The following is a 16,261-nucleotide window of genomic DNA, read 5'->3' as shown; positions in this document are numbered from 1 at the left end:
GCCCCAATTGCTTCAACCGTGATTCTTGCCAAGCAAGGCGTGATAGAGCTCGGTATCCCCAAGAATCCCCACCACCTTGTCATTCTCCTGCAGCACCAGCTTGTTCCCGGTCTGGTAACGAATCTGCAGCGCCTCACGCATCCCGATATCGGCATGCACCAAGGTCGGCTTGCGGCCCAGCCCTTCCACAGCCTGCCCCGGCACCCAGTTCTGCATGTCCAGCCCGTTCTGCCCCTGGCGTGCACGCTTGATCGAGTTCCCTTCGCCCAGGTCCAGCCACGAATCGCCACCCGGGTCCAGGCACACCGAGCCGTTGACCCGCTTGCAGTTGTCCAGGCTGCGCATCAGGCTGCGGCCGCACAGTACATTCAGCGGGTTGGTGTGGGCGACGAAGGTACGCACGTATTCGTCGGCCGGGTTCAGCACGATCTCTTCCGGCTTGCTGTACTGGATGATTCGCCCGTCCTTCATGATGGCGATGCGGCTGCCCAGCTTCAGCGCCTCGTCGAGGTCGTGGCTGACGAACACGATGGTCTTGCTCAGCTTGGCCTGCAGGCCCAGCAATTCGTCTTGCAGGCCTTGGCGGATCAGCGGGTCGAGGGCCGAGAACGGTTCGTCCATCAACAGGATGTCGGCATCCATCGCCAGCGCCCGGGCCAGGCCCACACGCTGCTGCATGCCGCCGGAGAGTTCGTCTGGCTTCTTGTTGCGCCACTGGGTCAGGCCGACCAGTTCGAGTTTCTCGTCGACCAGCTTGCGCCGTTCCTTTTCCGGGCGGCCCTGCATTTCCAGGCCGAAGCTGATGTTCTCGCGCACCGTCAGCCATGGCATCAGGGCGAATTTCTGGAACACCATGGCGATGCGCTTGGTGCGCATCATCTTCAGCTCTGCCGGGGTGCAGTGGGCAATATCGATGTGCTTGCCTTCATGTTCGACGAACAGCTTGCCGCGGCTCACGGTGTTGAGGCCGTTGATGCACCGCAGCAGGCTCGACTTGCCTGAGCCGGACAGGCCCATCAGCACGCAGATCTCGCCTTTGTTGATATCGAGGTTGGCCTTTTCCACACCGACCACCAGCCCGGTCTGCTTGAGGATCTGCTCGCGGGTCTGGCCTTTGTCCAGCAGCGCCAGCGCTTCGCGCGGCTTGTTGGAGAAGATGACGTCTACGTCTTCGAATCGAATGATGCTCATGCCTCACCCCTTACCGGCAGTTCCGGTTGCTTGCAGATACGGTCGAGCATGATCGCCAGCAGCACGATCGCCAGGCCTGCCTCGAAGCCCAGGGAGATATCGGCGGTGTTCAGTGCGTTGACCACAGGTTTGCCCAGGCCATCGGCACCCACCAGGGCGGCGATCACCACCATCGACAGTGACAGCATGATGCACTGGGTGACGCCAGCGGCGATGCTCGGCATCGCGTGCGGCAGTTCGATACGGGTGAGTAGCTGGCGGCGCGAACAGCCAAAAGCCTTGCCAGCGTCCATCAGCTCCTGAGGCACGTCGCAGATGCCCAGGTAGGTCAGGCGGATCGGTGCGGCGATGGCGAACACCACTGTCGAGATCAGCCCCGGCACCACGCCCAGGCCGAACAGGGTCAGGGTCGGGATCAGGTAGACGAAGGTTGGCACGGTCTGCATCAGGTCGAGCACCGGGCGCATTGCGGTGTAGAACATCGGCTTGTGCGCGGCGACGATGCCCAGCGGCACGCCAATGGCCACGCAGACCACGGTGGCGAAGGTCACCTGGGCCAGGGTTTCCATGGTTTCCTGCCAGTACCCCAGGTTGAGGATCAGCAGGAAGGAAAGGGCGACGAATGCGGTGAGCGCCCACTTGCGCTGGATGAAATGCGCCAGGGCGGCGAACAGGGCGATGAGCACGAACGGGTTGAAGAAAGTCAGGGTACTGGTGACGCCATGGATCATGAACTCCAGGCCTCGGGCAATGGCATCGAAATAGTTCGCGCCATTCTGGGTCAGCCATTCGACGAACGCCGCGATGTACTGACCCAAAGGTATTTTCTGATCGATAAGCATGATAGCGAGCTTCCACCTGCGAAGATTGAAAACAGTCCGGGGCGGGCACGGTCCCGCCCCGAGGTAGCGCTACGACGTATTGCGTTATTGAGTAAGTTTCGCCTTGGCCGCCTCAAGGCCGGGTTTGCCATCCACGGTGGTGACGCCCGCCAGCCAGTTGTCCAGCTTGCCGGGGTTGTCCTTGAGCCACTTTCTGGCGGCCGCCTCGGGCTTCATCTTGTCGTCCAGGACGTAGCCCATCATGGTGCTTTCATCCTTGAGTTCGAACGACAGGTTCTTCAGCAGTTGGCCGACGTTGCTGCATTCCTGCACATAGCCCTTGCGGGTGTTGGTCAGCACGGTGGCCTTGCCGAATTCGGGGCCGAAGAACTCGTCACCGCCGGTGAGGTACTGCATCTTGAAGCGGGTGTTCATCGGGTGTGGTTCCCAGCCCAGGAACACCACCGCTTCGCCACGCTTCTGTGCGCGATCGACCTGCGACAGCATGCCGGCCTCGCTCGACTGCACGATCTTGAAACCGGCGTCCTTCAGGCCGAAGGCGTTCTTGTCGATCATGCTCTGGATGGTGCGGTTGCCATCGTTGCCCGGCTCGATGCCGTAGATCTTGCCGTCCAGCTCCTTCTTGAACTTGGGAATGTCGCTGAAGTCCTTCAGCCCCTTGTCATACAGTGCCTGGGGCACGGCCAGGGTGTACTTGGCGTTTTCCAGGTTGGCGCGCACGGTTTCTACAGTGCCGGCATCGCGGTACTGCTTGATGTCGTTCTCCATGGTCGGCATCCAGTTGCCGAGAAACACGTCCAGGTCCTTGCCGGTGGCCAGCGACTTGTAGGTCACCGGTACCGAGATCATGGTGGTGTGGGTCTTGTAACCCAGTGCTTCGAGCACAACGCTGGTGGTCGCAGTGGTGACGGTGATGTCGGTCCAGCCGACATCGGAGAAGCGTACCGTCTGGCACTGCTCGGGCTCGGCGGCCTGGGCCAGCAGAGGCGCGGACAGCATCGCAACCAGCAACAGCGAGGGTGAACCTTTCATGGATGGACTCCTGTGATTTTGTCTTCGGGTTCGCGTGGGTCGCCGGGCTTTCTCAGGGTCCGGTCGACCAGGCCTGCAGAGGGCAGGATGCGTGGCCGTGCTTTACGAGTCGCTTTCGATAATCCTCCAGCGCCGGGCAATCGCCTACTGGTGGCGTCGTAACCAGTACGGAACGGGTCGCATCCAGTACGGGCGATGTCGTTTATGAGTTTTTCCACCCCTGTAGCCGCATTTTTGCGTCACCCGGTCGCTTGAAAGCGGCGACAAGGTGGCCGAAAAGGCTACGGCGCTGCTGGACAAAATTACGTCGGTTGCAGACGGCGAGGGGGTAGGCAAAAGCCCGATGATGCGTGCATTCGTGGCGGCTCGCAGCTTCAGCCTAGCAGTTGCCCCGCCCTGCGCATGGCGCGCAGAGACAAGCCCAGCAAGAGGTGATTCGACAATGGCCATCAGCGTGTTCGACCTGTTCAAGATTGGTGTCGGGCCCTCAAGCTCCCACACCGTCGGCCCCATGCGTGCCGGTGCCCTGTTCGTCCAGGGCCTGCGTGAACGCGGCGAGCTGGAACAGGTGCGCAGGATCGAAGTGCGGCTGTACGGTTCGCTGTCGGCCACTGGCATCGGCCATGGCACCGACAACGCCACCATCATGGGCCTGATGGGCGAGTGGCCGGACGCCATCGACCCGACCCAGATCGTCCCGCGGATCGCCGACCTGCGCGAAACCAACACCCTGAAACTGGATAACCGCCTGCCCATCGAGTTCGTCTGGGCCCGCGACATGCTGCTGCTGGACGAGAACCTGCCGTACCACCCCAACGCCATGACCCTGATCGCCGAAGGTGCCCAGGGCGAGCTGCATCGCGACACCTATTACTCGGTCGGTGGCGGCTTCGTGGTCGACGCCGCCCAGGCCGCCAGCGGCGTGCTGGATGCCGACCAGACGGTGCTGCCGTACGATTTCAACAGCGCCGCCGAACTGCTGCGCCTGTGCAAGCAAAACGACCTCAGCGTGTCGCAATTGATGATGGCCAATGAGAAGGTCTGGCGCAGCGAGGAAGAAATCCGCGCCGGCCTGCACAAGCTCTGGGAAGCCATGCAGGAATGCGTCAACAACGGCCTGAAGTACGAAGGCACGCTGCCCGGCGGGCTCAACGTGCGCCGCCGCGCCGCCAAGCTGCACCGCAGCCTGCAGGAAATCGGCAAGCCCAACGTGATCGGCTCGACCATGAGCGCCATGGAGTGGGTCAACTTGTTCGCCTTGGCCGTCAACGAAGAAAACGCCGCTGGCGGGCGCATGGTCACTGCGCCTACCAACGGCGCGGCGGGCATCATCCCGGCGGTGCTGCACTACTACATGCGCTTCAGTGATGCGGTAGACGAGTCGAGCGTGGTCGACTTCTTCCTCGGCGCCGCCGCCGTGGGCATCCTGTGCAAGAAGAACGCGTCGATTTCCGGTGCAGAAGTTGGCTGCCAGGGCGAGGTCGGTTCGGCCTGTGCCATGGCTGCTGCCGGCCTCGCCGAAGTGCTGGGGGCGACCCCGGCGCAGGTAGAGAACGCTGCCGAAATCGCTCTGGAACACAACCTCGGCCTGACCTGCGACCCGGTCGGCGGCCTGGTGCAGGTGCCGTGCATCGAGCGCAACGCGATAGCCGCAGTGAAGGCGATCAATGCCGTGCAGATGGCGTTGCGCGGCGATGGCGAGCACTTCATCTCCCTCGACCAGGTGATCCGCACCATGCGCGACACCGGGGCCGACATGCACGACAAATATAAAGAGACCTCGCGCGGTGGCCTGGCGGTCAGCGCCATTGAATGCTGAGATTTTAGGCAGGCCTCAGGGGCCTCTTCGCGGGCACGCCCGCTCCCACAGGGGCGCAATCCTGTGGGAGCGGGCGTGCCCGCGAAGGGGCCCTTGAATGTTTGTGGTGCACCGCGCCCCATTGCAGTGCGTACCGATCGTCGGCTGTCGCTATCAGTGCGGGCATTGTCGGTGACACTCAAGAGTGTCGTTTCTGGGCAACCAAGGCTGCGCGTGTCACCAAATTGCTCAGTTGTTACATGCAAGGCGCTAGCACGGCGCTTTGCGAAGAATTGCCAACTCGATCGAAGTCCCTGAATTGCCGAATGAAGGCGTCGTTTTCAGGTTTTTTCGGATGGTCGTTCAATTTCAGGCACGACCCTTGCGTTTAGATTGGCAGCAAGCCCCTGCACATGAACCTGGGGCCATAACAAGAAAATCAGTGCCCGCCTGAGGCACACCCTGCATTTGTGTGAGGAGAAATCGCGATGACGTCGTACACCTCCGGGAACCCAACCCAGAACCGCACAGCCCCCCAGTCCATCGGGTTTCTCCTTCTGGACAATTTCACCCTGATATCCCTGGCATCGGCCGTGGAGCCGCTGCGCATGGCCAACCAGCTTTCTGGTCGCGAGCTGTACCGCTGGCACACCCTGACCGTCGATGGCGGCCAGGTATGGGCCAGTGATGGCCTGCAGATCACTCCCGATGCCGCCATGCACAGCGCACCGCCGATCGACACCGTGATCGTCTGCGGCGGTGTTGGCATCCAGCGCACGGTCACCCGTGAGCATGTCACGTGGCTGCAGGCCCAGGCTCGCCAGTCGCGCCGCCTCGGTGCGGTGTGCACCGGCAGCTGGGCGCTGGCCTGTGCCGGCCTGCTCGATGGTTTCGATTGCAGCGTGCATTGGGAATGCCTGGCGGCCATGCAGGAGGCCTTCCCGCGGGTCAACATGAGCACCCGCCTGTTCACCCTCGACCGCAACCGCTTCACCAGCTCCGGCGGCACCGCGCCGCTGGACATGATGCTGCACCTGATCAGCCGCGATCACGGCCGTGAGCTGTCGGCGGCGATCTCCGAGATGTTCGTCTACGAGCGCATCCGCAACGAGCAGGACCACCAGCGCGTGCCGCTCAAGCACATGCTCGGCACCAACCAGCCGAAGTTGCAGGAGATCGTTGCGCTGATGGAGGCCAACCTCGAAGAGCCGATCGACCTGGATGAACTGGCCGTGTACGTGTCGGTGTCGCGCCGTCAGCTCGAACGGCTGTTCCAGAAGTACCTGCATTGCTCGCCGTCGCGCTACTACCTCAAGCTGCGCCTGATCCGCGCCCGGCAGTTGCTCAAGCAGACACCGATGTCGATCATCGAAGTTGCCTCGGTGTGCGGCTTCGTCTCTACCCCGCACTTCTCCAAGTGCTACCGCGAGTACTTCGGCATTCCGCCGCGTGACGAGCGCGTGGGCTCCAACACCGCGCAGCAGGTGGCAATGATGCCGATTCCGCAGGCCATGACCCTGTCGCCGCACAGCGGGCCGATGGCGGCCTTGAGCCAGGCGCGCAACGAGTCGACCTTTGCCAGCGTAAGGCTCTGAAACGGCACCGGCCCCTTCGCGGGCCAGCCCGCTCCCACAGGTGTTGCACCGAGTTCAAAAACGGTGCCGTCCCTGTGGGAGCGGGCTGGCCCGCGAAGAGGCCGGGGCAGGAAAAGCCAGTCAGGCGCGTTTGTTGAACTGGGCCAGCGCGGGCAACAGCTGCTTGTCGATGGCCTGGCGCACCGCCGGCAGAATGGTTGCGCTACCGGTATACATCTGCTCGACCATCCCTTTCAGCGCCCGCGCATTCGGCTCGGTCAGCCCGCGCACCACCGCTTCGCAGGCCTGTTCGGCACTGGCTCCGGCGGGAATGTCGAACCCGCGCGCGCGCAGGTGGCCTGCCAGGTCGTCCTGGTCTATCAAATCCGCATGCATCATGGCTGTTGTCCCTTTTATCGCGAAGAGAGTGCTGCTGTGATTTACGACCGATTCTGTGTCTGCTGCGACAGGCCCGCAAGGGCAGAATGTCGCAATGGCTGGTTTGGCTAAGAACAGGTCGCTCCCGGCTAATTGCAGGGGCCGGGAAGCCAGCAGACTGCATGCATTCACGGCTCCCGAGGGTTTGGTCACCCTCACTCATGCACAGTGGATGTTGCTCGCTCTTGGCCCCGGATGCTCACGGCTTTCCGGGGTTATTTTTTTGAGCGCTCAGCGGGGTAGTTGCAGGACGCGGCCGACGAATTGCGCAGCAGGCAGGTCGCGTTGGCTATCCACCAGGCTTTGCAGCAAGGCCGCACTTTGCTCACTGAAAGGCGCCGACTTCGGCCCAGCCAGGTCCACATGCAACAGCATCTGCTCGCTCGCAGCCAGCACCTCGTCGAACCCGGCCCGGTGCAGGCTGTGGTAGACGTGCAGGCGCTTGTGATCGAAGCCGATGATCTGCGTTTGCACCCATACCTCGGTCCCTAGCTTCACCTCGTGCAGGTAGTTGATGTGCGCTTCCAGGGTGAACAGTGAGTTCCCACTCTGCCCGCGGCTGTCAGCGTCCAGGCCGATGCGCTCCATCAGCCTATCGGTGGCGTAGCTGAAGATCAGCAGGTAAAAGGCATCGCGCAGGTGCCCGTTGTAGTCGACCCAGTCCTCCTGGACTGGGGTGCGGTAGGTGATCAGTGCGGGCATTGTCTGCTCCTCAATCGCCAAAGGCCATGCCGTGGCTGGCTTTGCTGGTCTTCACCGCTTCCAGTACGGCCAGCAGCGTGTCATCACGATAGCGCTCCAGCGCGGCGATGCTGCGCTCGCCCAGTTGTTCCGAGGTGCCTTCGACCACATCGTCGATCAGCTTGTCGGTCAGCTCCGGTGCTGGCAGGTAGGTCCAGGGCAGCTTCAGCGCCGGGCCGAACTGGGCCATGAAGTGGCGCATGCCGGCATCACCGCCTGCCAGGGTGTAGGTGAGGAAGGTACCCATGAACGACCAGCGCAGGCCGGCGCCGAAGCGGATCGCATCGTCGATTTCGCCAGTGCTGGCCACGCCATCGTTGACCAGGTGCAGGGCCTCGCGCCACAGCGCTTCGAGCAGGCGGTCGGCGATGAAACCGGGGACTTCCTTGCGTACATGCAGCGGGCGCATGCCGAGGGCGGTGTAGATGGTCTTGGCGGCTTCGATGGCTTCAGGTGCCGTGCGACTACCGCCGACGATCTCCACCAGCGGCAGGAGGTACACCGGGTTGAACGGGTGGCCGACCACGCAACGCTCAGGGTGCGTGGACGACTCGTAGAACTCGCTGGGCAGCAGCCCCGACGTGCTGGAGCCGATGATTGCATTGGGCTTGGCGGCAGCGCTGATCTTCGCATGCAGATCGAGCTTGAGGTCCAGACGCTCGGGTGCGCTTTCCTGGATGAAATCGGCGTCGCGTACGCATTCCTCGATGGTGGCCACGAATTTCAGCCGGTCCTGCGATGCCCCCTCTGCCAGGCCTTGTTTCTCCAGTGCCGGCCAGGCGTTGGCGATGCGCTTGCGCAGGGCTTGCTCGGCGCCGGGGGCCGGGTCCCAGGCGACCACGTCCAGGCCATGGGCCAGGGCGCGGGCGACCCAGCCGCTGCCGATCACGCCGCTACCCAGGGCAGCGAAGGTCTTGATCTCGGTGATGAAGGTCATATCGGGTCCTCAGGATGGACAGAACTATTGGGATGAGCGCCGAACCTTGTGGGAGCGGGCTTGCCCGCGAACACCGGCGCAGCCGGTGCCATCCACCGTGTTGTCTGTTTCGCGGGCAAGCCCGCTCCCACAGGGTTTTGCGGCGTGATTGCAATCGTTGAAGGAATCAGCGGCGCTTGAGGTTCATTTTTTCCCGGCCTTCTGCCGGGCTGAGCACGCGGCCACCCATGCGGGTGATGATTTCAGCGGCGCGTTCCACCAGCTGGCCGTTGCTGGCCAGTACGCCACGGTCCAGGTACAGGTTGTCTTCCAGGCCCACCCGCACGTTGCCACCCAGAAGCACGGCCTGGGCCGCCATCGGCATCTGCATGCGGCCGATGCCGAAGCCTGCCCAGGTAACATTGGCCGGCAGGTTGTCGACCATGGCCTTCATGGTGGTGGTGTCGGCCGGTGCGCCCCACGGGATGCCCAGGCACAGCTGGAACAGCGGGTCCTCGAGCAAGCCTTCTTTCATCATCTGTTTGGCGAACCACAGGTGGCCGGTGTCGAAGATTTCCAGCTCGGCCTTCACCCCCAGTTCGGTGATGCGCTTGGCCCCGGCGCGCAGCTGCGCGGGGGTGGAGACGTAGATGGCGTTGCCGTCGCCGAAATTGAGGGTGCCGCAGTCGAGGGTGCAGATTTCCGGCAGCAGCGCTTCGACGTGGGCCAGGCGCTCCAGCGGGCCGATCAGGTCGGTGCCGGGGCCGAACTCCATGGGCGATTCGCCCGGGCCGATTTCCAGGTCACCGCCCATGCCGGCGGTGAGGTTGACGATGATGTCGACGTCGGCCTCGCGGATGCGCTCCATGACTTCGCGGTACAGCGCCACGTCGCGGCTGAAACGGCCGGTTTGCGGGTCACGGACGTGGCAGTGGACCACGGTGGCGCCGGCCTTGGCGGCTTCCACGGCGGATTCGGCGATCTGTTTGGGGGTGACGGGGACCAGGTGGCTCTTGGCGACCGTGTCGCCAGCGCCGGTGAGGGCACAGGTGATGATGACGTCGTGGTTCATGGCGGTTCCTTGTGGTGTCTGTGCTGGCCTATTCGCGGGCACGCCCGCTCCCACAGGATCAATGTGACCCTGAACTTTGCGCTGTACCTGTGGGAGCGGGCGAGCCCGCGAAAGGGCCCTGTCAGTTGGCGGTGAGCTTGAGGTTGTCCGCAGCCGGCTTGCCATCGAAGGTGGTCACCCCCTCAAGCCAGCGGGCCTTGTCCCCGGGGTGATCCTTGAGCCACTGACGGGCCGATTCCAGCGCGTCCTTGTGGTCGAGCAGCGGCTGCATCATGCGGCTCTCGTCCTCTGCGCTGAAGTTCAGGTTGGCCAGCAGGCGGTGGGCGTTGGGGCAGCGTTCGGCGTAGTCCGGCGCGGTCACCGTCCACACCGTGGCACGGCCTTCGTCCGGGCCCAGGGCGTCCTGGCTGTCGCCGAGGTAGGCCATGTCGATATTCACGTTCATCGGGTGTGGCGCCCAGCCGAAGAACACTACCGCTTCCTTGCGCCGCACGGCGCGGTCGACGGCGGCGAGCATGCCGGCTTCGCTGGACTCGACCAGCTGGAACTTGCCCAGCTCGAACTGGTTCTTGCTGATCATGGCCTTGATCTGGGTGTTGGCACCGGAGCCGGGTTCTATACCGTAGATCTTGCCGCCCAGCTCTTTCTCGAACTTGTGAATGTCGGCGAAGGTTTTCAGGCCCTTGTCATACAGGTATTTCGGCACGGCGAGGGTGGCCCGGGCGTCTTCCAGGCTGGGTTTTTCAAGGACCTTGACCTGGTTGGCGTCGACGAACGGGGTGATGGTCTGGGTCATGATCGGGTTCCAGTAACCCAGGAACATGTCCAGGCGCTTGTCGCGGATACCGGCAAAGATGATCTGCTGCGAGGCGCTGGTCTGCTTGGTCTGGTAACCCAGGCCGTCGAGCAGCACCTGGGCCATGGCGCTGGTGGCGATGACGTCGGTCCAGTTGACCACGCCAAGGCGCACGTTCTTGCAGGCCGCGGGCTCGGCGGCATAAAGCGGGGTGGCGGCGATGCTGCTCAGGGCAAGGGACAACAGGCTGCGGCGGATCAAGCGATGCATGGTGGCTCTCCATCGGCAGGACATTTTTTATAGGGGCCGGCCTCTCTGGGCCGTGTGAACACGCTACGCTGCTGCCAGGGGCGAAAATCGCACCCTGGCGACCAAGATTTGCACGGAGGCGACCACCTTCAGCCGTGGAGCATGCAATGCCGCAACTGATTCATTTCCTGTTGTTGCCGGGGTTCTCGGCGATGGGCTTCATCAGCGCACTGGAACCCCTGCGCGTGGCCAACCGCTTCAAGGGGCCGTCGTACCGCTGGCGCGTGCTGAGCCTGGATGGCGGGGCGGTGCAGGCGAGCAACGGCATGTCGGTGAATGCCGATGGCGCGTTGGGGGAGGGTGAGGCGGGCGGCGTGCTGCTGATCGTCGCCGGCTTCGAGCCGCTGGCTTGTTATGGTCCGAAGCTGCAGCAGGCGCTGCGTCGGCTCGATCATGATGGGGTGATCCTTGGCGGAATCGACACCGGCCCGGTGGTGCTGGCCGAGGCCGGCTTGCTCGATGGCTACCGCGCAACCTTGCACTGGGAGGCGCTGGACGCGTTCAAGGAACGCTATCCACGTTTGCAGGTGACCCAGGAGCTGTTCGAGATCGACCGGCGTCGTATCACCTGTGCCGGAGGCACCGCATCGATCGACCTGATGCTGGACCTGATCGCCCAGGCCCATGGCAGCGAGCTGGCGGTGCAGGTGTCCGAACAGTTCGTGCTCGGGCGCATCCGCCCGCGCCAGGACCACCAGCGCATGCAGATCGCCAGCCGCTACGGCATCAACAACAAGAAGCTGGTCAAGGTGATCGGCGAGATGGAGCGCAATATCGAGCAGCCGCTCAATACCCAGGTGCTGGCCGATGCGGTGCAGGTGACCCGGCGGCAGCTGGAGCGGCTGTTCCGCTTGCACCTGGACGACACACCCAGCGGCTTCTATCTGCGCTTGCGGCTGGACAAGGCACGGCAGCTGTTGCGCCAGACCGACATGAGCGTGCTGGAAGTGGCGGTGGCGTGCGGGTTCGAGTCGGCTTCCTACTTTACCCGCTGCTACCGGGGGCGGTTCGAGCAGTGTCCGCGGGAGGACCGGTTGGCCCGGGTAGTCTGATGCTCTCCAGTGCCGGCCCTTTCGCGGGTAAACCCGCTCCCACAGGGGCACCATTGTCCTTGAGACTTGCGCAGTCAGGGTGGGAGCGGGTTTACCCGCGAAGAGGCCGGAGCAGGATTATTGCTGGCCGATGGACTGCAGGTACTCCGAGCGGTCATCGCTGCGCTGCGCCACACAGGTATCCCAGGCCGCCTGGAACGCCTTGCTGCCGGGTTTCTCGGCATAGGTCTCGACCTTGCAGTCGGCATCCCGCAGCTGCGCCCACAGTTTCTCGGCGGCGTCCATGCGCCCGACCAGGGCGGTGGCCTTGTCGCCTTCGTCGGCATACTGGTCGCGAATGCGCTGGATCAGGTCGTCATAGGCCGCTTTCAGTTCGCGCTCGGCGGTCTGCTTGTTGAATGTCGCGCAAGCAAAGGTCTGCTGGTCGCTTTCGACGTTGTCGCACGGGGTGCTTTCTTCCTCGCCGGCGTGGGCGCCCGAGACGACCGCCAGCAGTACCAGCCATGCCATTGATTTCATCCGTTTTCTCCTTAACAGGCTGACGAATCGGCTGGATTCTCGCTCAGCCGCAGACAAGACGATAGCTCCCTGACGAAATGTTCATGAAGTGGCGTGAGATGTCGTTATCGAGACTGTCTCTCATCGCCAGGCGGCGCGCCAGAGGGCGCGATGTCGCGCATTGACGCTTTCGGCAAACCCCCTGTCGTTTTTGCACCGGGGCGTCGCAGGGCACAGGCATATGCTGGCCCCAAAGCGCCGACAGAAGATTTGGCGCGGCCCATATCAACAAAGGGGACAGCCTGATGAGCCCAGCCGAACTTCACGCCGACAGCATCGTCATTGACGGCCTGATCATTGCCAAATGGAACCGCGAGCTGTTCGAGGACATGCGCAAAGGCGGGCTGACTGCGGCCAACTGCACGGTGTCGGTCTGGGAAGGCTTCAAGGCGACTGTCGACAACATCGCCGCCAGCCAGAAGCTGATCCGCGACAACAGCGACCTGGTGATGCCGGTGCGCACCACCGCCGACATCCGCAAGGCCAAGGAACTGGGCAAGACCGGCATCCTCTTCGGCTTCCAGAACGCCCATGCGTTCGAAGACCAGATCGCCTACGTCGACGTGTTCAAGCAGCTGGGCGTGGGTATCGTGCAGATGTGCTACAACACCCAGAACCTGGTCGGCACCGGTTGCTACGAGCGTGACGGCGGCCTGTCGGGCTTCGGTCGCGAGATCGTCGCCGAGATGAACCGCGTCGGCATCATGTGCGACCTGTCCCACGTCGGTTCCAAGACCTCCGAGGAAGTGATTCTCGAATCGAAGAAGCCGGTCTGCTACTCCCACTGCCTGCCTTCGGGCCTGAAGGAACACCCGCGCAACAAGTCTGACGCCGAGCTGAAGTTCATCGCCGATCACGGCGGCTTCGTTGGCGTGACCATGTTCGCGCCGTTCCTGGCCAAGGGCATCGACTCGACCATCGACGACTACGCCGAGGCCATCGAGTACACCATGAACATCGTCGGTGAAGACGCCATCGGTATCGGTACCGACTTCACCCAGGGCCACGGCCAGGACTTCTTCGAGTACCTGACCCACGACAAGGGCTACGCCCGTCGCCTGACCAACTTCGGCAAGATCATCAACCCGCTGGGCATTCGCACTGTCGGCGAATTCCCCAACCTCACCGAGACCTTGCTCAAGCGCGGCCATTCCGAGCGCGTGGTGCGCAAGATCATGGGCGAGAACTGGGTCAACGTCCTCAAGGACGTCTGGGGCGAGTAAGCCGCTCTCCAAGCCTGATAGCCCCTGCCAGCAACGCCGGGGCACCCACATAAAAATTTTATGGAGTTGAGTTTCCATGGCCAAGATCGCCCCGCAATTGCCAATCGAAGTCGACAGCGAGACCGGTGTCTGGACCAGCGACGCCCTGCCGATGCTGTATGTGCCGCGCCATTTCTTCGTCAACAACCACATGGGCATCGAGGAAGTGCTGGGCGCTGACGCCTACGCCGAGATCCTCTACAAGGCCGGCTACAAGTCGGCCTGGCACTGGTGCGAGAAAGAGGCCGAATGCCATGGCCTGGAAGGCGTGGCGGTGTTCGAGCACTACATGAAGCGCCTGAGCCAGCGTGGCTGGGGCCTGTTCGAGATCCAGGACATCGACCTGGACAAGGGCACCTGCAGCGTCAAGCTCAAGCATTCCGCATTCGTGTACGTCTATGGCAAGTGCGGCCGCAAGGTCGACTACATGTTCACCGGCTGGTTCGCCGGCGCCATGGACCAGATTCTCGCTGCCCGCGGCAGCTCGATCCGCACCGTGGCCGAGCAGGTCTACGGCGGTTCGGAAGAAGGCCACGAAGATGGCCTGTTCGTCGTCAAGCCGTTGTAAGCCGGAGAAAGCGTCATGGCATTCGAAGCAATGTTCCAGCCGATCCAGATCGGCAAACTGACCATCCGCAACCGCGTGCTCAGCACCGCGCATGCCGAGGTCTACGCCACTGACGGCGGCATGACCACCGACCGCTACGTGAAGTACTACGAAGAGAAGGCCAAGGGCGGCATCGGCCTGGCGATCTGCGGCGGCTCGTCCGTGGTGGCCATCGACAGCCCGCAGGAATGGTGGTCGTCGGTCAACCTGTCGACCGACCGCATCATCCCGCACTTCCAGAACCTCGCTGACGCCATGCACAAGCATGGCGCCAAGATCATGATCCAGATTACCCACATGGGCCGTCGCTCGCGCTGGGACGGCTTCAACTGGCCTACCCTGATGTCGCCATCGGGCATCCGTGAACCCGTGCACCGCGCCACCTGCAAAACCATCGAGGTGGAAGAGATCTGGCGGGTCATCGGCAACTATGCGCAGGCTGCGCGTCGTGCCAAAGAGGGCGGCCTGGATGGCGTGGAACTGTCGGCCGTGCACCAGCACATGATCGACCAGTTCTGGAGCCCGCGGGTCAACAAGCGTACCGACGAATGGGGCGGTACCTTCGAAGGCCGCATGAAGTTCGGCCTGGAAGTGCTCAAGGCGGTGCGGGCCGAAGTCGGCGACGACTTCTGCGTGGGCATGCGTATCTGCGGTGACGAGTTCCACCCCGATGGCCTCAGCCACGAGGACATGAAGCAGATCGCCGCCTACTACGATGCCACCGGCATGATCGACTTCATCGGCGTGGTCGGTTCGGGTTGCGATACCCACAACACCCTGGCCAACGTCATCCCCAACATGAGCTACCCGCCAGAGCCGTTCCTGCACCTGGCCGCCGGCATCAAGGAAGTGGTCAAGGTTCCGGTGCTGCACGCGCAGAACATCAAGGACCCGAACCAGGCCACACGTATCCTCGAAGGCGGCTACGTCGACATGGTCGGCATGACCCGCGCGCACATTGCCGACCCGCATCTGATCGCCAAGATCAAGATGGGCCAGATCGACCAGATCAAGCAGTGCGTCGGTGCCAACTACTGCATCGACCGCCAGTACCAGGGCCTGGATGTGCTGTGCATCCAGAACGCCGCGACCTCCCGTGAATACATGGGCGTGCCGCACATCATCGAGAAGACCACCGGGCCGAAACGCAAGGTGGTCATCGTCGGCGCCGGCCCTGCCGGCATGGAGGCGGCCCGCGTGGCGGCCGAGCGCGGCCACGACGTCACCGTGTTCGAGAAGAAGGACCAGATCGGCGGGCAGATCACCATCGCCGCCAAGGCACCGCAGCGCGACCAGATCGCTGGCATCACCCGCTGGTACCAGCTGGAGTTCGCCCGCCTGAAGATCGACCTGCGCCTGGGTACCGCCGCTGACGTGGCGACCATCCAGGACCTGCGCCCGGATATCATCGTGCTCGCGGTTGGCGGCCATTCGTTCCTTGAGCAGAACGAACACTGGGGCGCTGCCGAAGGGCTGGTGGTCAGTAGCTGGGACGTGCTCGACGGCAAGGTTGCGCCGGGCAAGAACGTGCTGGTGTACGACACCATCTGCGAATTCACCGGCATGTCGGTGGCCGACTTCATCGCCGACAAGGGCAGCCAGGTCGAGATCGTCACCGACGACATCAAACCGGGCGTGGCCATGGGCGGTACGACCTTCCCGACCTACTACCGCAGCATGTACCCGAAAGAAGTGATCATGACCGGCGACATGATGCTGGAAAAGGTCTACCGCGAAGGCGACAAGCTGGTGGCGGTGCTGGAGAACGAATACACCGGTGCCAAGGAAGAACGTGTCGTCGACCAGGTGGTAGTGGAAAACGGCGTGCGTCCTGACGAGCAGCTGTACTACGCGCTGAAGGAAGGGTCGCGCAACAAGGGCCAGATCGACGTGGAGGCGCTGTTCGCCATCAAGCCGCAGCCGATCCTCAGCCAGCCGGGCGAGGGCTACCTGCTGTACCGCATCGGCGACTGCGTGGCCCAGCGCAACGTGCATGCGGCGATCTACGACGCCTTGCGCCTGTGCAAGGACTTCTGATCGCACTGTCGGCACACACCGGCCCCTGTGGGAGCC

15 protein-coding genes are annotated in these 16,261 nt (G+C 63.2%); 6 read left to right on the top strand and 9 right to left on the bottom strand.

Annotated elements, in window-relative coordinates; all coding sequences use genetic code 11:
- Positions 1–12 precede the first annotated feature (12 nt).
- The 3 genes from choV to APH33_RS19315 all read right to left on the bottom strand — a co-directional run bounded on the left by choV (position 13) and on the right by APH33_RS19315 (position 3,065).
- On the bottom strand, positions 13–1,191 hold the full coding sequence (gene choV, locus APH33_RS19325) for a choline ABC transporter ATP-binding protein (protein WP_054886704.1): 1,179 nt from the start codon (positions 1,189–1,191) through the stop codon (positions 13–15).
- Positions 1,188–2,036, bottom strand: coding sequence for a choline ABC transporter permease subunit (choW, locus tag APH33_RS19320; RefSeq protein ID WP_176509202.1), 849 nt, complete (start codon positions 2,034–2,036; stop codon positions 1,188–1,190). Before choW ends, choV begins: the two co-directional genes overlap by 4 nt.
- 81 nt (positions 2,037–2,117) lie before the next feature.
- Positions 2,118–3,065: a choline ABC transporter substrate-binding protein gene (locus APH33_RS19315; protein WP_054886702.1), complete on the bottom strand. Its 948-nt coding sequence runs from the start codon at positions 3,063–3,065 to the stop codon at positions 2,118–2,120.
- A 442-nt stretch (positions 3,066–3,507) separates the two neighbouring features.
- Between APH33_RS19315 and APH33_RS19310 the strand changes: the two genes are divergently transcribed.
- The gene (locus tag APH33_RS19310) at positions 3,508–4,884 is read left to right on the top strand and encodes an L-serine ammonia-lyase (protein WP_054886701.1); all 1,377 of its coding nucleotides are present in this window, start codon (positions 3,508–3,510) and stop codon (positions 4,882–4,884) included.
- A 467-nt stretch (positions 4,885–5,351) separates the two neighbouring features.
- The gene (locus tag APH33_RS19305) at positions 5,352–6,458 is read left to right on the top strand and encodes a GlxA family transcriptional regulator (protein WP_054886700.1); all 1,107 of its coding nucleotides are present in this window, start codon (positions 5,352–5,354) and stop codon (positions 6,456–6,458) included.
- A gap of 120 nt (positions 6,459–6,578) precedes the next feature.
- Here the strand turns inward: APH33_RS19305 and APH33_RS19300 are convergent, their stop codons facing one another.
- The 5 genes from APH33_RS19300 to choX all read right to left on the bottom strand — a co-directional run bounded on the left by APH33_RS19300 (position 6,579) and on the right by choX (position 10,670).
- Entirely contained in the window at positions 6,579–6,836 is a 258-nt protein-coding gene (locus tag APH33_RS19300) for a hypothetical protein (RefSeq protein ID WP_003255717.1), read from the bottom strand.
- A gap of 270 nt (positions 6,837–7,106) precedes the next feature.
- On the bottom strand, positions 7,107–7,577 hold the full coding sequence (locus APH33_RS19295; protein WP_054886699.1) for a thioesterase family protein: 471 nt from the start codon (positions 7,575–7,577) through the stop codon (positions 7,107–7,109).
- 10 nt (positions 7,578–7,587) lie between these two features.
- A complete protein-coding gene (locus APH33_RS19290) occupies positions 7,588–8,553 on the bottom strand; it encodes an L-carnitine dehydrogenase (protein ID WP_054886698.1) in 966 nt (321 codons plus the stop codon).
- A gap of 166 nt (positions 8,554–8,719) precedes the next feature.
- The gene (locus APH33_RS19285) at positions 8,720–9,604 is read right to left on the bottom strand and encodes a 3-keto-5-aminohexanoate cleavage protein (RefSeq protein ID WP_054886697.1); all 885 of its coding nucleotides are present in this window, start codon (positions 9,602–9,604) and stop codon (positions 8,720–8,722) included.
- A gap of 121 nt (positions 9,605–9,725) precedes the next feature.
- On the bottom strand, positions 9,726–10,670 hold the full coding sequence (gene choX, locus APH33_RS19280; RefSeq protein ID WP_054886696.1) for a choline ABC transporter substrate-binding protein: 945 nt from the start codon (positions 10,668–10,670) through the stop codon (positions 9,726–9,728).
- A gap of 146 nt (positions 10,671–10,816) precedes the next feature.
- Here choX and APH33_RS19275 point away from each other — a divergent pair, with 146 nt between their 5' ends.
- Complete coding sequence (locus APH33_RS19275; protein ID WP_054886695.1) at positions 10,817–11,761, top strand: GlxA family transcriptional regulator; 945 nt, start codon at positions 10,817–10,819, stop codon at positions 11,759–11,761.
- 117 nt (positions 11,762–11,878) lie between these two features.
- Here the strand turns inward: APH33_RS19275 and APH33_RS19270 are convergent, their stop codons facing one another.
- Positions 11,879–12,280 (bottom strand): lysozyme inhibitor LprI family protein, encoded by a 402-nt coding sequence (locus APH33_RS19270; RefSeq protein ID WP_054886694.1) that lies wholly within the window; start codon positions 12,278–12,280, stop codon positions 11,879–11,881.
- Positions 12,281–12,564: 284 nt separating this feature from the next.
- On the opposite strand from APH33_RS19270, the gene APH33_RS19265 reads away from it, so the two are divergent.
- The 3 genes from APH33_RS19265 (at position 12,565) to dgcA (ending at position 16,225) form a co-directional block, all read left to right on the top strand.
- Positions 12,565–13,542 (top strand): dipeptidase, encoded by a 978-nt coding sequence (locus APH33_RS19265; RefSeq protein WP_016392223.1) that lies wholly within the window; start codon positions 12,565–12,567, stop codon positions 13,540–13,542.
- 76 nt (positions 13,543–13,618) lie between these two features.
- Positions 13,619–14,149 carry a DUF5943 domain-containing protein gene (locus tag APH33_RS19260; RefSeq protein WP_054886693.1) on the top strand — a complete coding sequence of 177 codons (531 nt, stop codon included), beginning with the start codon at positions 13,619–13,621 and terminating at the stop codon, positions 14,147–14,149.
- Positions 14,150–14,164: 15 nt separating this feature from the next.
- Positions 14,165–16,225 (top strand): dimethylglycine demethylation protein DgcA, encoded by a 2,061-nt coding sequence (dgcA, locus tag APH33_RS19255; RefSeq protein WP_054886692.1) that lies wholly within the window; start codon positions 14,165–14,167, stop codon positions 16,223–16,225.
- The last annotated feature ends 36 nt before the right edge of the window (positions 16,226–16,261 follow it).

The organism is Pseudomonas sp. NBRC 111130 (genome assembly GCF_001320485.1).
GTDB classification, from domain to species: domain Bacteria; phylum Pseudomonadota; class Gammaproteobacteria; order Pseudomonadales; family Pseudomonadaceae; genus Aquipseudomonas; species Aquipseudomonas vlassakiae.
Note: the sequence above shows the minus strand (reverse complement) of the source record. Positions and strands in the feature narration are given on the sequence as shown.